The following is a 17,191-nucleotide window of genomic DNA, read 5'->3' on the forward strand; positions in this document are numbered from 1 at the left end:
AGTATCAGCCAATTTGAATAGCTGCCGCGATATTTTCTTCCAGGTGCTGAGGATTAATCGTGCCACATATTGCTGATGAGACACCCGGCTGTTCCAGGACAGCGCGTAAATTTTGCTGAACAGTTTGTGATGGCTGACCTTTCAGGACTGCGTGACCACTGGCAAAGGCCTTTTTAATTAATACGCCCTTGTTTAATGCTCGCGCATGCTCGATAACGGGTATCTCTTCCTGGTAGCTGGTGTTCAGTGTCACCATGACAATGTCTGATAGTTCCAGTGCCCGTAACCCCCCGGCAACGGTTTTGCCGGAAAAGCCGTAGCTGCGAATATGGCCGGTTTCCTTCAGGCGCGCCAGAGTTTCGAGGCAATCGCTTTCATTGATAACGTTGAGGTCATTGCCATCAGAATGCACCAATACAATATCCAGGTAGTCGGTTTGTAATCGACGCAGGCTGCGCTCCACACTGGCACGAGTGTGCTGAGCACTGAAATCGAAATATGACTCGCCTGATGTAAATTCTTCACCGGTTTTGCTGCATATGACCCAGTGCTTGCGGTTGTTGAGGAGGGAGCCCAGACGTTCCTCGCTACTGCCGTATGCCGGAGCTGTGTCGAGTAAATTCATGCCGTGATCGCTCGCTTGCGCGAGTAATTGACGGATTTGCTCATCATCGGGCAGGTCAAACTGGTTGGGATATTTGACGCCTGAATTTCTGCCAAATTTAACAGTGCCCAGTCCGAGTGTAGAAACTTCCAGGCCAGTGCTGCCAAGTATTCGGCTAGGTAAGGTGTCGTTCATGACAGCAGGTTTTCCCATTTAGGCAACGCCAGTCTGGCCTGCGATAAATAAGGAGTCAGGCCTGGTTTGCAAATCAGCTGGCTGGGTGGGAACTCACTCTCAATCCTGGATAGTACCGTGTCTCCCAGATTTGGGCATAAAGTCAGTTTGGTGGGCCAGCATACCATGACCTTGCCAAGGTCAGAGACAAAGGCGTTATCAGGGCGGTTAAGGTCCGGTACTTTGGGCTCAGCCCGATTGACCACAATGCTCTGCCATTGAGCATCTTCCAGATTTACCCAGGGGAACATGGTAGAGAGTAGCTGGCGCGCTTTTTCATGCTGTTGAGCCGGCTCTAGGTTGATACCGGTTTCCGCCAGTTCACCGCCGAGGTACCAGATCCAAGGCCGTTTACGATCCTGCGGGCAAGGGTGGCTGGTGACCGTTAATCTTGGGGTCATGCCAAAGCGGTCGCCTATGCAATGCACATAAACCGGAAAAGGATGGGCTAATTGGACTGCAACCATATGCAGTGGCCGGCGTTGCATGGCGGGTGCTTTCTTTTTGGCCGGGTGACTCAGTCCGGATAACAAGGCTTCGTTGCCTTCACCTGCGCATAAAATGGTTTTGTCAGACCGAATGCGAATGCTTGCGCCTTGTGTTTTAACCGTGAGCCGGTCGCCTTCGAGATAAACATCCCGGCAGGAGAAAATCCTGTCCATCCAGGGAGAGGCCAATGACTCCAGCAACGAGGGTGTGTCTACAACAAAGTCAGGCAGCCGGTATAGTGTTCCCCTGATATTGTTCTCAGTGGCCTCTTCAAAGAAGAACGGGTACTCCGTAGGGTGCACCGTATCTATCCTGCCTCTTAGTGCTTTGCTGCCAAGAAAGGATTTGAAGCGGGATCGCATCGAACCACCCGACCACATATAATAGGATGGCGATAGCAGGCGGGTCGCTCTGAGATCAATTTCGCCGGCTCCCTGCAGACAGGCACGCCAACGTTCCGGCATGTCAGCGATAGCGCTGCTGGCCGGGTTCAATATGCCGTTCAGTGCATACTTCAGCCCGCCATGGATAATGCCTTGGGAGGCCAGTGTCTGACCGCTGCCCAGTCCGCCTTTGTCCAGCAGAATGGCGTCATAGCCGGCCAGGCAGAGTCGGTTAAGCAGCCATAACCCGGCTATGCCACCGCCAACTATTGTGATTTGCGAATCGAATTCTGTCACTTGATATCTGATGTATGTGCTGGCTGATCCGTGGGGCATCACAGAAGTTAGAGGCACCAATGATCACCTGTTATGGGGTTTGCACCAGGGAATGAATCCTGCAATGATTCGTTCCCTGACTAATGGAATAGTAACACGATGCTGCCCACGGTGCTAAGAATGGAGAAGGCGTGAACAGGACGATTTATAATCTGGCATTTTATCTGTTGCTACCTTTGATAGTGTTGCGTTTATTGTGGCGGGCGCTTTTTCTGCCAGCGCCAGCTTATGCGCGTCGTTGGGGTGAACGGTTAGGGTTTGTTGCCGATGTTGCTGAAAGCCGCCGACGTCAGTTTGGTGAGACACAATGGATATGGGTGCATGCCGCCTCTGTTGGCGAATCTGTCGCAATAGCACCACTGGTTCATAAGATACGCAGTGAGTTACCGGGTTGGGGGGTAGTGGTTACCACGATGACGCCGACTGGGTCTGAGCGTGTTTTTGAGATGTTTGGCGATAATGTCTGTCACGTTTATGCACCATACGATTATCGAGGCGCCGTGACTCGCTTTTTGAAAGCATTTCATCCTGCACTGGTGATTCTGGTGGAAACCGAGCTTTGGCCGAACCTGGTGCATTACAGCAAACAAAGTGGCGCAAGATTACTGGTTGCCAATGCCCGCCTGTCTGAGAAGTCTTTCCGCGGCTACGAAAAATTTTCGGCTTTGGGCAAGCCAATGCTGCAAAAAATTGATTTGATTGCTGCCCAGGGAGCCAGTGATGCCGAGCGCTTTAAGGGGCTTGGCGTAAGCGAAGAGCAACTTGAAATAACCGGCAGTATTAAGTTTGATATCACCTTGCCCTCAGATCTGCAGCAGCGGGTGGCGAATTTTCGTCAGCGGATTGAGGGTAATCGGCCTATCTGGATTGCAGCCAGTACACGAGAGGGCGAAGATGAGAAAGTGTTGCTTGCTCACAAGCAGGTCAGGGAGCATTTTCCTGATGCTCTGCTGATCCTGGTGCCGCGACACCCGGAACGTTTTTCGAGTGCAGAGAAACTGTTCCAGTCCAGTCAGATGAACGTTGTCAGACGAAGTTCATCGCAAGCTGTGAGCAGGGATGTCGATGTTTTCCTTGGTGACAGTATGGGTGAGTTGCTGCTCTATTACAGTCTGGCTGATATTGCGTTTGTGGGTGGAAGCCTGGTCGATACCGGTTGTCAGAATGTGCTTGAGCCTGCCGCCCTGGCGAAGCCAGTACTAGTGGGGCCATCACAATATAATTTTCAGGTAATTTGCGAGCGACTGGAGAGTTGCGGTGCGCTGGTCACTGTTGATACAGCTGAGGTGCTGGGTAAGAAGTTGATTACCTTGTTCCAGGATGAGGCTGTCCGTCAGCAAATGGGCGATGCCGGCAAACAGGCGATAGCCGATAACCGAGGAGCATTAAGCCGGCTGTTTCGGCTGGTGGAAAACTTCCTTCCTGGCTCTGATGAAGAAAGCGGCGATGAAGAGAAAGGCGATGTAAAAAAAGGTTCAGGCAGCCACGTCCGGTCGAAATAACAGGCTGCCTGTGATCGGGCGCCTTGTCAGGTTGTGCATCTTGCCATCTGGTTTTGCCCAGATGTTGTCTTCAATTCTGATACCACCATACGGCATCAGCGCTTCCACCAGTGGCCAGTTCAAAGCATTTGCCCGATCATCCTGACGAATATTGTTTAGCAGGCTGTCGATAAAATAGATGCCAGGCTCAATGGTAAAAACCATATTGGCCTCGATGGGTCGGGTATTGCGCAGCGCCGGATATTGGTCAGGCGGCGGTATTATTTGTCCAGCGGGGCTGGATAATTTTCCGCCGACATCATGAACCTGTAGTCCGAGATGATGACCAAGTCCATGAGGTAAAAACGCATAGGTGATACCGCGGTCGACCAGATCCTGGGCATGACCTTTGGCAATTCCTGTTTCAATCAGCAGGTCAGCGACGGCAGTATGTGTCGCATGGTGGTGATCTGTATAAGATTGTTCAGTCTGCAATGAGCGTATGATCTGGTTTTGTATTCTTTCCACCCCTTTCACCAGAGCGGCGAAAACCGGATGACTGCCAGGCCTTACCCAGGTGCGCGTAATGTCAGAACAATATCCCCAGGAGCGGTGGCCGGCATCAATCAGCAACACCCGGTTGGCGTCAGGCTCTCGTTTCCCATGGCGCCTTTGCTTGTGCTGATAATGCAAAATAGCGCTGTGCTCATTCAGAGCGACAATGCTGGGATAGGGCAGTTCATCGTCACAAATGCGGGATGCGTTCAGGTAGGCCATATGGATTTCATATTCATCGCCGCCCATCAGAAACATATCCAGTGCTGCCTGATGTCCGGCCAGTGCTGTTGCATTGGCCTCTGCCAGTCTGGAAATTTCATACCGGGATTTATAGGCCCGGGCATAGTCGAGCCAGTCCAGTAAGGTTTTCGGATTAATTTGGGAATCGGGTATTGCCAGTGATTCTGCGATATCCCTGCCTTCGCCCAGGAAGTGACAAACACATTGGGGGGCGATATGGCGGGGAAGTTGCTCGCATAGCGCGCTGACTGATGACAAAACGACAATTTCAAACTGCTCTGCCCACCACTCTGGCATGTCAATATGGCTGTCGTGCCAGAAATCCTGAGGTATCACGGCAAAGTAGACTGGCTTCTGGCCGGGTCGGAACAAGAGGAATTGATCTGGTCTGTCGACTGGAACCCACTGCAGGAAATGTCCCCAGGCACGAAATGGCTTGGCGATGTCGTCAGCAAAATGATAGTGCAAAGAACCGCTGTGAATCAGTACGGCATCAGCGCCTGGTTTGACGGATGTCAAACCCTGAGTCATCGTATCTTGCAACCCGGCAAGATGGCTGGCAAACAGCTCGGCGGTCTCCATATTATGTGATAATACGCTCATTGTTCTACTTGGCAAACACTTAATGAATTTGGCCCAGGAATAAACATGGGTGCTGTACCAGAAAATAATGACGAGCCACAGCGGAAAATAATCCATTGCGATTGCGATTGTTTTTATGCGGCAATAGAAATGCGGGATGATCCGGCGTTACGAGGGCGGCCCTTGGCAGTTGGTGGTGCCAGTGAACGCAGAGGTGTGGTTGCGACGTGTAATTATGAAGCAAGGAAGTTTGGTATTCATTCGGCGATGCCTACATCAACGGCATTGCGTCGCTGCCCGCCCTTGATTGTCGTTCCGCCACGCATGGATGTGTATCGTGAAGTTTCCGCTAAGGTACATGAGATTTTTTCGGAATATACCGCGTTGATTGAACCGCTGTCACTGGACGAGGCATACCTGGATGTCAGCCAGGCCACAGCCTGCCAGGGCAGTGCGACTTTAATGGCCAGAGAGATACGTGAACGGGTGCGCGCCGAACTGGGTATTACGATTTCTGCGGGTATTGCACCCAATAAGTTTATCGCCAAGATTGCCAGTGACTGGGAAAAACCAGACGGTCAGTTTGTGGTTTTACCGCATGAGGTCGATGCGTTTGTGTCGGAACTGCCGGTTAAGAAGTTGTTTGGTGTGGGCAAGGTGATGGCGGCCAGGCTGCATGAGATGGGCGTGGAAAAATGCGGCCAGCTCAGAGGATACACAGAAGCAGAGCTGGTCTCTCGCTTTGGCAGTTTTGGTCAGCGTTTATATCAGTTGTGCAGGGGCATTGATCAGCGTGAAGTGAAGGTTGAGCGGCAACGCAAATCGTTAAGTGTCGAAAATACGTTTCCGGTCGATTTGCCGAATTTACCTGCCTGTCAGTTTGAGCTTGAAGTCTTGTTTGAGCAGATGGTGAAACGTTGGCAGAAACTGAAATCGAAGTATCGCGTTCAGGGTTGTTTTGTAAAACTGAAGTTCGATAATTTTGTGACGACTACGGCCGAGCAGACGGCAGAATCGCCAGATCGCATGAACTACACGCCGCTAATGGAAACCGCCTGGCAGCGTCATCGCCGACCGGTGCGCCTGATTGGGGTTGGTGTGCGATTGTCCCCAATCAGTAGCACTGCTGATAGTGAGTACTTACAATCTCAGCTTGATCTGCCACTGTCCTGATGTCGTTTATCGTGGATGCGGATCAGTCCTTCCTGCGTGGCGGAGGCGACGAGTAAACCGTCCTGGGTAAAGATATTACCCCGGTTGAATCCTCTGGCCTGCGAAGAAGAAGGGCTGTCCTGGGTATACAGCAACCACTCGTCCATACGGAACGGGCGATGGAACCACATGGCATGATCCAGGCTGGCAATTTGCAGTTTAGGGTCGAACAGGTTCTGTCCATGGGGGCGCAGACTGGTCTGCAACAGCGTCATATCAGAGGCATAGGCCAGCAGGTGTGAATGTTGTGTGTAATGCTCAGGCAGTTCCGCATTCAGCCTGAACCAGACACTGTTGGTCGGTGGTTTGGGGCGGTTACTGAAAATGCTGTCGGCATCGACATGTCGCAAATCAATAGCGAAGGGGCCGGTAAAACGTTCGAGGATATCGTCGCTGACCTTGCCGCGAAAACGTTCCACCATCTGGGCGCGGTCGTCGCACTCTTCCGGTGGGGGAACATCGGGCATTTCGATCTGGTGGTTCAATCCAGGCTCATCCACCTGAAATGATGTCGACAGGTTCAAAATTGCGCGGCCATGCTGAATTGCCACGATGCGGCGGGTGGTAAAACTTTTGCCATCACGGATGCGGTCCACCTGAAAAATAATGGGATGATTCAGATCGCCGGGACGCAGGAAGTAGGCATGCAGTGAATGAACATGGCGGTTTTTGGGAACGGTGTGGGTGGCACTTAACAGAGCCTGGCAAAGTACCTGCCCACCGTAAACACGAAACCAGCCTTCATTGGCGTGTTTGGTGCGGTAAAGGTTTTCATCCAGTTTTTCCAGCTCCAGGTGCCTGAAAAGCTGCTGTAACTGCTCATTGGTTTGCGTCTCTTGCATGTAAGCCATTCCTTTGTGCTGCGACCGCATTGGTGTTAACAGGTCTAATAGTACCAGTTTATGCCGTATTTCGTGTACCAAGGTGTAAAGTTGGGGCCACTATACTCACCGGGTGTGACGGTTAGCTCACATTTGTCCTGTTTTTCGATGAAACGACCCTGCTTTGCTTTGCGCGCACGATGCTGGCGACGTATGATCAGTCTCTGTCAGAGGATACAACAACAAACAAGACCTCAAGGAGCGTGTCATGCAACGGCTATTTCAAGTCAGCCCTGTGCTTTGGGCATTACTGGCGATATTTTCAAGCAATCAGGCTATGGCTGCTGATAGTGATGAACTGGCAGCAGTCAAACAGCAGTTTGTCGGCCACTATGAACTGGTCAGTTTTGTCAGCTTCCGCGAAAATGGCGATGTTGTCGACAATAACTATGTCGGTCGCATCATGTACGACGATAATGACGAAATGTCAGCGCAGGGGATGCCAAAGGATCTGCCGGAACGAGCCGCGCAAAGCAGTGAGCGAATTAGTGGTGGTTTTGCATATTGGGGGTCGGTTTCCTGGGATATTGCCAATGGTATTGTGACGCATCATGTCACCGGTTCACCAACACGTGGCAGCTGGGTTGGTGAAGATAACGTCAGGTACTATGAGTTTACGGATGACGGGCTGCTGAAGCTGTCCATGAAAGATGAAGACGGCCGTCTGATTGGCACATTGACCTGGCGCCGAATCGAATCGAATTAAACGGGATTGGTTGGATTGGTGTCGTCTCTGGCCCGCTTCCGTTAAAATGCGTCAATGCAGGCATTAATGTAAGGACAGGCATTGGGATCAGAGACGAAACGCAGCGGTTTTGCAGGGCTCTGGCTGGCTGAAACCCTCAGGGTGATCAATTCGGTTAACGCTGACTGGCTGAATCACAAGGCTGTCAGCCAGGTCAGGGCGGCAACACCCGATAACGCACCACAGACATTAGCAGTAAACTGGTCTCTGTCAGTCGCAGAGCGTGATGGGTTAGTTCAGGATCAATTGCGCTGGCAGCGTCGTGCAGTGCTATTCCTGATGATTGGCATGCTGCTGTCATTGCTGGCCGGTTTCACCGGTGCGATAACGATGCTCGACAGCCAGCAAGGTGTCGTCAATATTCCCTGGTCCCTGTCGGCCATTCTCGGTATCCACTTTCTCATGCTGTTAATCTGGATAATCAGCTTGTTTATCCGGAGTGATGGTGCCTGGTCCGGACGGCTGTTGTTGAGCTTGCTGGCGCGCCTGCGTGGTCATCACGGCGCAGAACTGGCGCAAGGGTTCGTCACCTTGAGTCAGCGAAACAAGCTCATGCCCTGGTGGCTGGGCAGTGTCAGTCAGCTGGTGTGGCTGGCTGGATTGCTCGGCAGTGTGCTGGCGTTACTGACTGCCTTTTCCTTTCAATATTACTCGTTTAGCTGGGAGACTACGCTGTTGCCCGGCAGTGTGTTGCAATGGCTGCAGGAGTCACTGTCCTGGCTACCCCGAATACTCGGTGTGAGCAGTGATACATTGACCTTGGCGGACAACGGCACCGGTCTGGCAGATGAGGAACGGCGTGCCTGGGCAAGCTGGATGATTGTCGTCGTTATCATGTACGGTTTGCTGCCCCGCTTATTGGCCTTTGTCATCTGTTTGTTGGCGCTTACTTTGCGTGCACGCTTTGCCAAGCTTGATCTCAGCCATCCATACTGGCAAAGAGTGCTGGGGATTTGCCTGCCAACCGCCACTGGCGGTCGAATTACAGACCCTGCGCCCGATGCTTTGGTATCAGCTCGATTTGCCCAGCCTGAAGGGGTATTTGATGGGCCGGATGCGGCCATTCGTTTTGAACTGGATGCTTCACAGACAAGCGAAGAGCTCAGATTATCTGCCGGGCAGATTCGTGAAGTGGATACCCGGGTAGAGCGGGAAGAGGAACTTCACTGGCTGAAAGCCACGCGTCCGAAAAAGCTGCTGATTCTTTGTGAGTCTGGCAATTCACCGGACCGCGGTACACTGCGCTGGTTAACCAGAGCGGGGGCATGTGCCGGCAAGTTGGGTATCTTCCTTATGCCGCCGCAAACTGGACAGCAAGACCGCCAGGTTATCTGGCGCCAGCTTTTGACCGAGGCTGAATTGCCAGAGGAACGAGTGATGACTGACTGGCATCAGGTTCGTCAGTGGTTGCAACCGGAAGCAGGTTCGTCCTCATGGCAGGAGGAGAGCCAGGGCAATGTCTGAACCACACAAACACCAACAGCGCAGCGATGGCCAGAAAACACCCCTTCGATTGGCAATCGTGGGCCATACCAATACCGGGAAAACGTCTCTGATGCGGACCCTGACTCGGGATGCCAGATTTGGTGAGGTGGCTGATTTACCAGGGACAACACGGCATGTTGAATGCGCCCAGCTGTTTGTAGACGGGCGGGTAGTGCTGGAACTTTTCGATACGCCTGGCATTGAAGAACCGATTGAATTGTTGGCGTTGCTAGATGAACAGTCCCGATCAGGCAGTCGTGAGCCAGGGCCGCAACGTATTGATCGATTTCTGGCTTCATCACCCGCATCGCATCAGTTTGAGCAGGAGGCGAAAGTCTTGCGGCAGATGCGGCAGTGTGATGCTGCCCTGTTCGTAATTGATGCACGGGATAATGTGCTGGCCAAACACAGAGATGAACTGGCAGTGTTGAATCTCTGCGGGATTCCACTCATGCCATTGCTGAATTTCGTCGCTGATGATGTCAGTCATGAGGCAGCCTGGCGTGAGGCCATGGCGGGTTTGGGGCTGCATGCCATTATCCGGTTTGATACGGTGGTGCCTCCCGTTGATGGTGAGCGCTTGCTGTACGGGAAGATGGCTAGTTTACTGGATTCCCATGCCACTGAATTGCACGCGCTGGTGGAGAGTCACGCTGATGATGCCCGGCAAAGGCGCAGCGCAGCACTAAGTCAAATCGCTGCATTGCTGGTTCGTTGTGCGGGGCTTCGCCGCATAGTTGATGTACAGTCAGAGTCGGATCTTGAATCGGCGGCGCACACATTAAATACCCTGGTCAGAGATTGGGAGCAACGCTGTGTTTCGCATCTGCTCAGTCTTTATCGGTTCTATCCGGATGAGCTTGCGTCCAGTCAGTTACCTCTGGTCAATGGTCGCTGGCAAACAGATATTTTTGACCCCGATACCCTGCAGGAAATGGGCATTCGAGTGGGAGGTGGAGCCGCCGCTGGTGCAGCCGCTGGTCTGGGTGTGGACGTCCTGCTCGGTGGCATGACGCTCGGTGCTGCTGCCGCCACGGGGGCCCTTATCGGTGGGGGATGGCAGACATTCCGGCATTTCGGGGAACAGTTAAAAGGGCAGCTGACCGGCGCAAAACAACTTCGCATTGATGATAATATCCTGCTCGGACTGGCTGCCAGAGAATGCGCGTTGGTTATTGCTCTGGAGCGCCGCGGGCATGCAGCGAGAACCCGGACCAATGTCGATGGAGAGCAGGAAAGCAAATTGTCGGCTGCCATGCAGTCTACCTTGCCAAAGCTATTGAGAGTTGCCCGTCGCCATCCGGAATGGGCATATACCAAAGAAGGGTGGGAGAGCCCCGGGTTTACTGCCCAGGCAGAGCAAGTGGCCAAAGAAATGGCGGATAAAATGCCTGACTTGAATGAGCCCAGGTAAATAATACCTCAATAAATAACACTGAATGATGGGAGAAGCGTATGAAACTGGAGTCACTGGCATTACATCATGGGTACCAATCCGAGCCGACCACGAAAGCGGCGGCTGTCCCGATTTATCAAACAACATCCTACACGTTTGATGATACCCAGCATGGGGCTGACCTGTTCGACCTGAAAGTGCCGGGTAATATATACAGCCGTATCATGAATCCGACCAACGATGTACTGGAGCAACGGGTCGCAGAAATGGAAGGCGGTATCGCTGCGTTGGCACTGGCTTCGGGTATGTCGGCCATCACATACGCCATTCAGTGTATTACACGTGCTGGCGACAACATTGTCAGTACCAGCCAGCTATACGGGGGCACTTACAATCTCTTTGCTCATACATTACCGAATCAGGGCATTGATGTGCGCATGGCATCGTTTGATGACTATGAGAAACTGGAAAGTCTGATTGACGATAAAACCCGTGCCGTGTTTTGTGAATCGATAGGTAACCCGGCGGGTAATGTCGTAGACCTAAAGCGTTTAAGCGACATTGCTCACCGTCACGGTGTGCCATTGATTGTTGATAATACAGTTGCGACACCGTTCCTTTGTCGGGCCATTGATCATGGTGCTGATATCGTCGTTCACTCCCTGACCAAGTACATTGGGGGACACGGTACCACCGTAGGTGGCATTATTGTTGATTCCGGACGCTTCGACTGGGTTGCCAACAAAGACCGTTTTCCGATGCTGAATGAACCGGACCCTTCCTATCACGGTGTTGTCTATACTGAAGCGTTGGGGCCGGCAGCATTTATCGGTCGTTGTCGTGTGGTGCCGCTCAGAAATACCGGTGCGGCGTTGTCACCACACAGCGCGTTTCTCATCATGCAGGGACTTGAGACGCTGGGGCTGAGAATGGAGCGTCACTGTCAAAATGCCGAGCGTGTTGCACAGCACTTGAAAAATCATGACAAAGTGTCCTGGGTCAATTACGCAGCACTACCTGACAGTCCCTATCAGGCTGTCTGCCAGAAGATTTGTGATGGTAAGGCGTCCGGTATTTTAAGTTTTGGCATTAAAGGTGGTCGGGAAGCGGGTGCCCAGTTTATCGATGCCTTGCAAATGATTTTGCGGCTGGTGAATATTGGTGATGCAAAATCTCTGGCTTGCCACCCGGCAACCACGACTCACCGTCAGTTAAGTCCAGAAGAGCTGGCGACTGCCGGCGTCAGCGAAGATCTGGTTCGACTTTCTGTTGGTATCGAACATATCGATGACATTCTTGCCGATATCGACCAGGCGTTGGCTCAAGTCGGGTGAGTGTCAAAGGAGATAGAAAAAAGCATGACTAACGACACAGAAAGTAAACCATCCGAAGCTGATTCCAGTAATAGTAAGGAGTCGAATGGGAGAAAATCGCTTCAGATGCGTTTTCATCTGATGGCAGGTGTCGTAGGCTTGGCTGGCTACATCCTGGTGGCCAGCCTGGCCAATGTATCAGTCGCCTGGGCAACCCCCTGGTATTATTTGCTGGGCTGGCCGCTTTTCTGTTTGGGAACAGCCTGGCTGACCCAGCAGTGCCCGGAGCGCAGTTGGCGCTGGCCATTGAGCATGATGCTGGGTCAGGTATTTGCCTCCATATTGTATGGTAATACGCTGTTTCCTGTGGCCATGATATTCGTGACAGTGCTGTCGATACCCCAGTTTGTGATAGCTTCCTATCTCAGTCGGCAGGAAAATAGTAGCACAAAGGATGTTTGATCATGTTTAAAGGCAGTCCAGAATTCACTCATGCACAGATGGATAAAGTCGGTGTGCTTCTGACGAACCTTGGCACGCCGGACGCACCTGAGAAGTCTGCACTGAGGCGCTACCTGAAAGAGTTTCTCTGGGATCCTCGGGTGGTTGAAGTGCCTCGTCCATTGTGGTGGATGATACTCAATGGTGTCATTTTGAACATCCGGCCAGCGCGTTCTGCGGCAGCCTATAAAACGGTCTTTACGGAAGAAGGCTCGCCGCTGCTGGTACACTCTCAGCGTCAGGGTGATGCCATGAAAGCGGCGCTGGCACAAAAAGGTCGGGATGATGTGGTGGTGGAAGTGGCCATGCGATATGGCAATCCATCGATCAAAAATGGCATCCAGGCATTGATGGATGCCGGTGTGCGCCGGTTGCTGGTGCTGCCTCTGTATCCTCAATATTCGGCTTCAACCACGGCTTCCACGTTTGATGCCGTCAGTGCCGATTTTCGTGAGCGTCGCTGGATACCTGAACTGCGCTTCATTAACCATTATCATGATTATCCCCTGTTCATTGAGGCGGCTGCGACTCGCATTCGCGAACATTGGGATCAGCATGGTCGGGCTGACCGCCTGCTGTTTTCCTATCACGGCGTCCCGCAACGCTATCTGGATAACGGCGACCCTTATTTCTGCGAATGTCATAAAACCAGTCGGTTGTTAGCCGCGGCACTGGGCTTGCAAAGTGGTGAATTTCTGACCACGTTCCAGTCTCGGTTTGGTAAAGAGGAATGGTTAAAACCTTATACGGATGAGACACTGAAAAGCCTCCCGGCAGAAGGGGTCACATCCGTGCAGGTGTTTTGTCCGGGGTTCTCGGCAGACTGTCTGGAAACCATTGAAGAAATCGGCGAAGAGAACCGGGATTATTTTGTCGAAGCCGGAGGTGAGCGATATGAATACATTGCCGCACTCAATGATCACCCAGCCCATATCGATGCATTAAGTGAACTCGTGTTACAGCACCTGCAAGGCTGGCCGTTACCGCAAATTGATCATCAGCGAGAATCCCGCGCCAGAGCGAAAGGTGCAAAAAGTTAACGAGTAATCAGGTCGGCCGGACAGCAGAGGGACAAAAAGAAGACAACTCAGGTTGTGCATAACACGGCAAAGAAGACAGAAATGAAAAGGGCCCATGCTTTTGCTTGGACCCTTTTTTGTTTTCACTGAGTTGCGGATTCGCTTTCGTCAGTCAGCCATTCATTCAGGTCAATAATGTCCTGCGGAGTCAGGACACCAGCTCTTCGCTTTAATTCCAGAGAATCAATGACGTAGTTGTAACGTGCATCGGAATAGTTTCTCAGGGCAACGAACAACTGCTGGCGAGACTGGAGCACATCAACAATGTTACGGGTGCCAACCTCGTAACCTGCTTCGATCGCATTCAGTGCGGCTTCGGCAGATACAATGGCCTGCTGACGTTGATTGATCACCAGTGCATCCGTGTTAACCCGGCGGTAGGCGTTGCGGATGTTTTGCGTGGTTTGGCGCCTTGCCAGTGTGGCTGCCTCCTGCTGCGCGACCAGGTTGTATTCTGCCTGTTCCTGCTGCGCAGTTAGTGAGTGGCCGGTATATAAGGGAATGCTGACCTGAACAGACAGGCTGACACCCTCAATGGCGCCAGCAGACCGAACCGAGCCGTCAGTACCCTGATTAGCAGTGGAGTCTACATACTGGTACCCGCCCTGCAGATTGACAGTCGGTAGACGAGCAGAGCGTCTGGCTTTGGTAACTTCCGTTTGTGCTTCCACGGCAGCACGGGCGGCCAGTAACTGTGGATTATTGTTCAGTGCTTCACTGACCCAGCGCTCCATGTCACCTTCAACCTGCTCTGCGGGGAAGTCATCGACCAACGTGTCGATGTTCGGGTGAGGTTGGCCGGTGATGGCTTCCAGAGCCTCGTAGCTGGTGGCCAGGGTATCCTGGGCAAGAATCGTGTTGTTGCGCGCCAGGTCGTACACTGCCTGAGCCTCATAGACTTCTGTAATGGCAACCAGGCCTACTTCTTCGCGCTGCTGGGTGCGTTCAAACTGGCGCTGCGACGCTTCTTCTTCCTGACGACGTGTTGTCAAATCATCAATGGCGCGCAACACGTTAAAGTAGGCGGTCGCGACCCGAATGATAAGGTCTTGTTCCTGTGCCTGGAAATTCAGGATTTGTGCACGCTCTGCGTCTTTGGCACCTTGATAGTTGTACCAACTTGACAGGTTAAAAAGTGCCTGCGAAAGTCCCAAGCTGTAGCGTCGGGTACTGGCTGGCAGTTCGGTGTAGCTGATGTCACCTGCCAGGCCGGAGTTCTGGCGTTGCTCAGAAAAAGTGGCATTCGCCTGGGGCAGGATGCTGGCGCGCGCCATATCCAGCTGTGTGCGATTGGCATTCAGTTGTGCTTCAGCCTGACGCAGTGTCGGGTCATTACGCATGGCCAGTTCCATGATAGTGACCAGGTCGTCAGCGAAAACTGGATTAGAAGCAACAAGCAAGCCTGCCGCGATTGCTGTTGTGCGGAAAAAACGTACCATAATAAGAAATCCTGTCAGATCAATCTTTAGCTGAAATGATCAGCAGCGGTTCTTTATTAGTATTATAGCCGCTGACGGGTCCTGCAGAGCTGATGCAATTTTACACAGTGTCAATACCTTGGCCAAATGACAAAAGGCACTATTTTGCAACGAATTGAGTGGCTCTGTGGTAACACTTTGAGCCATATTCAGGCATAATGGGCATCCCTGAATTCACGTCCTGACGCATAAAACACAGGCCAGACAGTAGGATAGAGTAATGAGCGCCAACCCCGAACACTTTCTCGACAGAATTACCCAGTTGGACGATAAAACCAAGTATTCGTTCAGCAACTCGCGCAAAGTGTATGTAAACGGTTCGCGTCCGGACATTCGTGTACCTATGCGCGAGATCATCCTGTCGGATACGCTGACAGAGAATGGCCGGGAGCCAAACGAGCCGTTGCGTGTCTATGACACCTCCGGTATTTACTCAGATCCGGACGCCACGATTGATCTGCGTGAAGGGCTGCCCGCCATCCGGGAACCCTGGATTGCTGAGCGTGGCGATACCGAGACATTGCCGGGGCTGACTTCCCGATTCGGCCAGCAGCGTCAGGCTGATGTGCAAACAGCGCATCTGCGGTTTGAGCATATCCACAAGCCTCGCCGAGCCAAAACAGGTGCCAATGTATCCCAACTGCACTACGCGAGACAAGGCATCATTACACCGGAAATGGAATATATCGCGATTCGCGAAAACATGAGCATTGCGCAGATGCGTGAACAGCTTGGCGATCGTGTCGCTACACCGGGTGATCTTGAGTTCCAGCATCCGGGGCAGTCCTTTGGTGCGGCAATTCCCAGAGAGATCACGCCTGAATTTGTGCGCGATGAAGTGGCTCGCGGCCGCGCCATTATTCCAGCCAACATTAACCACCCGGAAGTGGAGCCGATGATCATTGGCCGCAACTTTCTGGTAAAAGTGAATGCCAACATCGGTAACTCAGCAGTGACCTCTTCCATTGAAGAGGAAGTCGAGAAGCTGACCTGGTCGGCGCGCTGGGGGGCGGACACCGTCATGGATCTGTCCACGGGCAAGAATATCCACGAAACCCGCGAGTGGATCATCCGTAATTCCATGGTGCCCATCGGTACGGTGCCGATCTACCAGGCACTGGAAAAAGTCGGTGGTGTAGCTGAGGATCTGACCTGGGAAATTTTCCGCGATACGCTGATCGAACAGGCTGAGCAGGGGGTTGATTACTTCACCATCCATGCCGGAGTATTGTTGCGCTATGTGCCACTGACGGCCAAACGTGTAACCGGTATCGTATCGCGCGGTGGCTCGATCATGGCCAAGTGGTGCCTGGCGCATCACAAGGAAAACTTCCTGTATACGCACTTTGAAGACATCTGCGAAATCATGAAGGCCTATGATGTGACCTTCTCGCTGGGTGATGGCTTGCGCCCCGGTTCTGTGGCTGATGCCAACGACGCGGCTCAGTTCGGTGAACTGGAAACGCTGGGCGAGCTGACCAAAATCGCCTGGAAACATGACGTGCAGTGCATGATCGAAGGTCCTGGCCATGTGCCCATGCACATGATCAAAGAGAATATGGACAAGCAACTGGCCGTCTGTGATGAAGCGCCGTTCTACACGCTTGGGCCATTGACGACCGATATTGCACCTGGCTACGACCACATCACATCCGGTATTGGCGCTGCCATGATTGGCTGGTTTGGCTGTGCCATGCTTTGCTATGTGACGCCAAAAGAACACCTTGGTCTGCCTGATAAGCAGGACGTAAAAGAAGGTCTGATGGCATACAAGATTGCTGCTCATGCAGCAGACCTGGCCAAAGGACATCCGGGTGCGCAGTTACGTGATAATGCGCTATCGAAAGCCCGTTTCGAATTCCGCTGGGAAGACCAGTTTAACCTGGGTCTGGATCCGGAAACTGCGCGCGCCTATCACGATGAAACGTTGCCCAAGGATTCTGGCAAAGTGGCCCACTTCTGCTCCATGTGTGGACCTAAATTCTGCTCCATGAAAATCTCTCAGGAAGTGCGTGATTACGCTGCCGCTCAGGGAGACAATGGCGAAGAAAATGCAGAAACGGCTGCAACCCGTGCCGAGATTGAGGCGGGTATGGCCAAAATGTCTGAAGAATATAACAACAGTGGCCGCAAGCTGTACCACAAGGTTTAATCCACGGTTGGGATTACATTATTAATGCAGTGCCGCCGGAAC

General features: G+C 52.5%; 14 protein-coding genes. 9 read left to right on the plus strand and 5 right to left on the minus strand.

Features of this window, described 5'->3' with window-relative positions:
• Positions 1 to 4 precede the first annotated feature (4 nt).
• Both PSCS_RS08070 and PSCS_RS08075 read right to left on the minus strand, forming a co-directional pair.
• The gene (locus PSCS_RS08070) at positions 5 to 817 is read right to left on the minus strand and encodes an aldo/keto reductase (RefSeq protein WP_082866446.1); all 813 of its coding nucleotides are present in this window, start codon (positions 815 to 817) and stop codon (positions 5 to 7) included.
• Entirely contained in the window at positions 796 to 2,007 is a 1,212-nt protein-coding gene (locus PSCS_RS08075) for an FAD-dependent oxidoreductase (RefSeq protein WP_157885665.1), read from the minus strand. Before PSCS_RS08075 ends, PSCS_RS08070 begins: the two co-directional genes overlap by 22 nt.
• A gap of 170 nt (positions 2,008 to 2,177) precedes the next feature.
• On the opposite strand from PSCS_RS08075, the gene waaA reads away from it, so the two are divergent.
• Complete coding sequence (gene waaA, locus PSCS_RS08080) at positions 2,178 to 3,548, plus strand: lipid IV(A) 3-deoxy-D-manno-octulosonic acid transferase (protein WP_068811565.1); 1,371 nt, start codon at positions 2,178 to 2,180, stop codon at positions 3,546 to 3,548.
• Here waaA and pepQ read toward each other — a convergent pair.
• Positions 3,522 to 4,928 (minus strand): Xaa-Pro dipeptidase, encoded by a 1,407-nt coding sequence (gene pepQ, locus PSCS_RS08085; protein WP_157885666.1) that lies wholly within the window; start codon positions 4,926 to 4,928, stop codon positions 3,522 to 3,524. The genes waaA and pepQ overlap by 27 nt on opposite strands.
• A gap of 45 nt (positions 4,929 to 4,973) precedes the next feature.
• On the opposite strand from pepQ, the gene dinB reads away from it, so the two are divergent.
• Positions 4,974 to 6,080, plus strand: a complete 1,107-nt coding sequence (dinB, locus tag PSCS_RS08090; RefSeq protein ID WP_068811567.1) for a DNA polymerase IV — start codon at positions 4,974 to 4,976, stop codon at positions 6,078 to 6,080.
• Here dinB and PSCS_RS08095 read toward each other — a convergent pair.
• Positions 6,056 to 6,961 carry an acyl-CoA thioesterase gene (locus tag PSCS_RS08095; RefSeq protein ID WP_068811569.1) on the minus strand — a complete coding sequence of 302 codons (906 nt, stop codon included), beginning with the start codon at positions 6,959 to 6,961 and terminating at the stop codon, positions 6,056 to 6,058. The two genes, dinB and PSCS_RS08095, sit on opposite strands and share 25 nt — an antisense overlap.
• A 247-nt stretch (positions 6,962 to 7,208) precedes the next feature.
• Here PSCS_RS08095 and PSCS_RS08100 point away from each other — a divergent pair, with 247 nt between their 5' ends.
• The 6 genes from PSCS_RS08100 (at position 7,209) to hemH (ending at position 13,480) form a co-directional block, all read left to right on the plus strand.
• Positions 7,209 to 7,706: a lipocalin-like domain-containing protein gene (locus tag PSCS_RS08100; RefSeq protein WP_068811571.1), complete on the plus strand. Its 498-nt coding sequence runs from the start codon at positions 7,209 to 7,211 to the stop codon at positions 7,704 to 7,706.
• An 81-nt stretch (positions 7,707 to 7,787) separates the two neighbouring features.
• Positions 7,788 to 9,209 carry a DUF2868 domain-containing protein gene (locus tag PSCS_RS08105; protein WP_068811572.1) on the plus strand — a complete coding sequence of 474 codons (1,422 nt, stop codon included), beginning with the start codon at positions 7,788 to 7,790 and terminating at the stop codon, positions 9,207 to 9,209.
• Positions 9,202 to 10,644, plus strand: a complete 1,443-nt coding sequence (locus tag PSCS_RS08110) for a GTPase/DUF3482 domain-containing protein (protein ID WP_068811574.1) — start codon at positions 9,202 to 9,204, stop codon at positions 10,642 to 10,644. Before PSCS_RS08105 ends, PSCS_RS08110 begins: the two co-directional genes overlap by 8 nt.
• A 41-nt stretch (positions 10,645 to 10,685) precedes the next feature.
• Entirely contained in the window at positions 10,686 to 11,960 is a 1,275-nt protein-coding gene (locus PSCS_RS08115) for an O-acetylhomoserine aminocarboxypropyltransferase/cysteine synthase family protein (protein WP_068811576.1), read from the plus strand.
• Positions 11,961 to 11,984: 24 nt separating this feature from the next.
• Positions 11,985 to 12,401, plus strand: a complete 417-nt coding sequence (locus PSCS_RS08120) for a hypothetical protein (RefSeq protein WP_157885667.1) — start codon at positions 11,985 to 11,987, stop codon at positions 12,399 to 12,401.
• Entirely contained in the window at positions 12,401 to 13,480 is a 1,080-nt protein-coding gene (gene hemH / locus PSCS_RS08125) for a ferrochelatase (protein WP_068811698.1), read from the plus strand. The genes PSCS_RS08120 and hemH overlap by 1 nt, the downstream gene beginning before the upstream one ends.
• Before the next feature lie 122 nt (positions 13,481 to 13,602).
• Here hemH and PSCS_RS08130 read toward each other — a convergent pair whose 3' ends face one another.
• Positions 13,603 to 14,958, minus strand: a complete 1,356-nt coding sequence (locus PSCS_RS08130; protein WP_068811580.1) for a TolC family outer membrane protein — start codon at positions 14,956 to 14,958, stop codon at positions 13,603 to 13,605.
• Between the two features lie 259 nt (positions 14,959 to 15,217).
• Here PSCS_RS08130 and thiC point away from each other — a divergent pair, with 259 nt between their 5' ends.
• A complete protein-coding gene (gene thiC / locus PSCS_RS08135; protein ID WP_068811582.1) occupies positions 15,218 to 17,149 on the plus strand; it encodes a phosphomethylpyrimidine synthase ThiC in 1,932 nt (643 codons plus the stop codon).
• Positions 17,150 to 17,191: the final 42 nt, after the last annotated feature.

This window comes from Pseudohongiella nitratireducens (assembly GCF_001642735.1).
GTDB lineage: Bacteria > Pseudomonadota > Gammaproteobacteria > Pseudomonadales > Pseudohongiellaceae > Pseudohongiella > Pseudohongiella nitratireducens.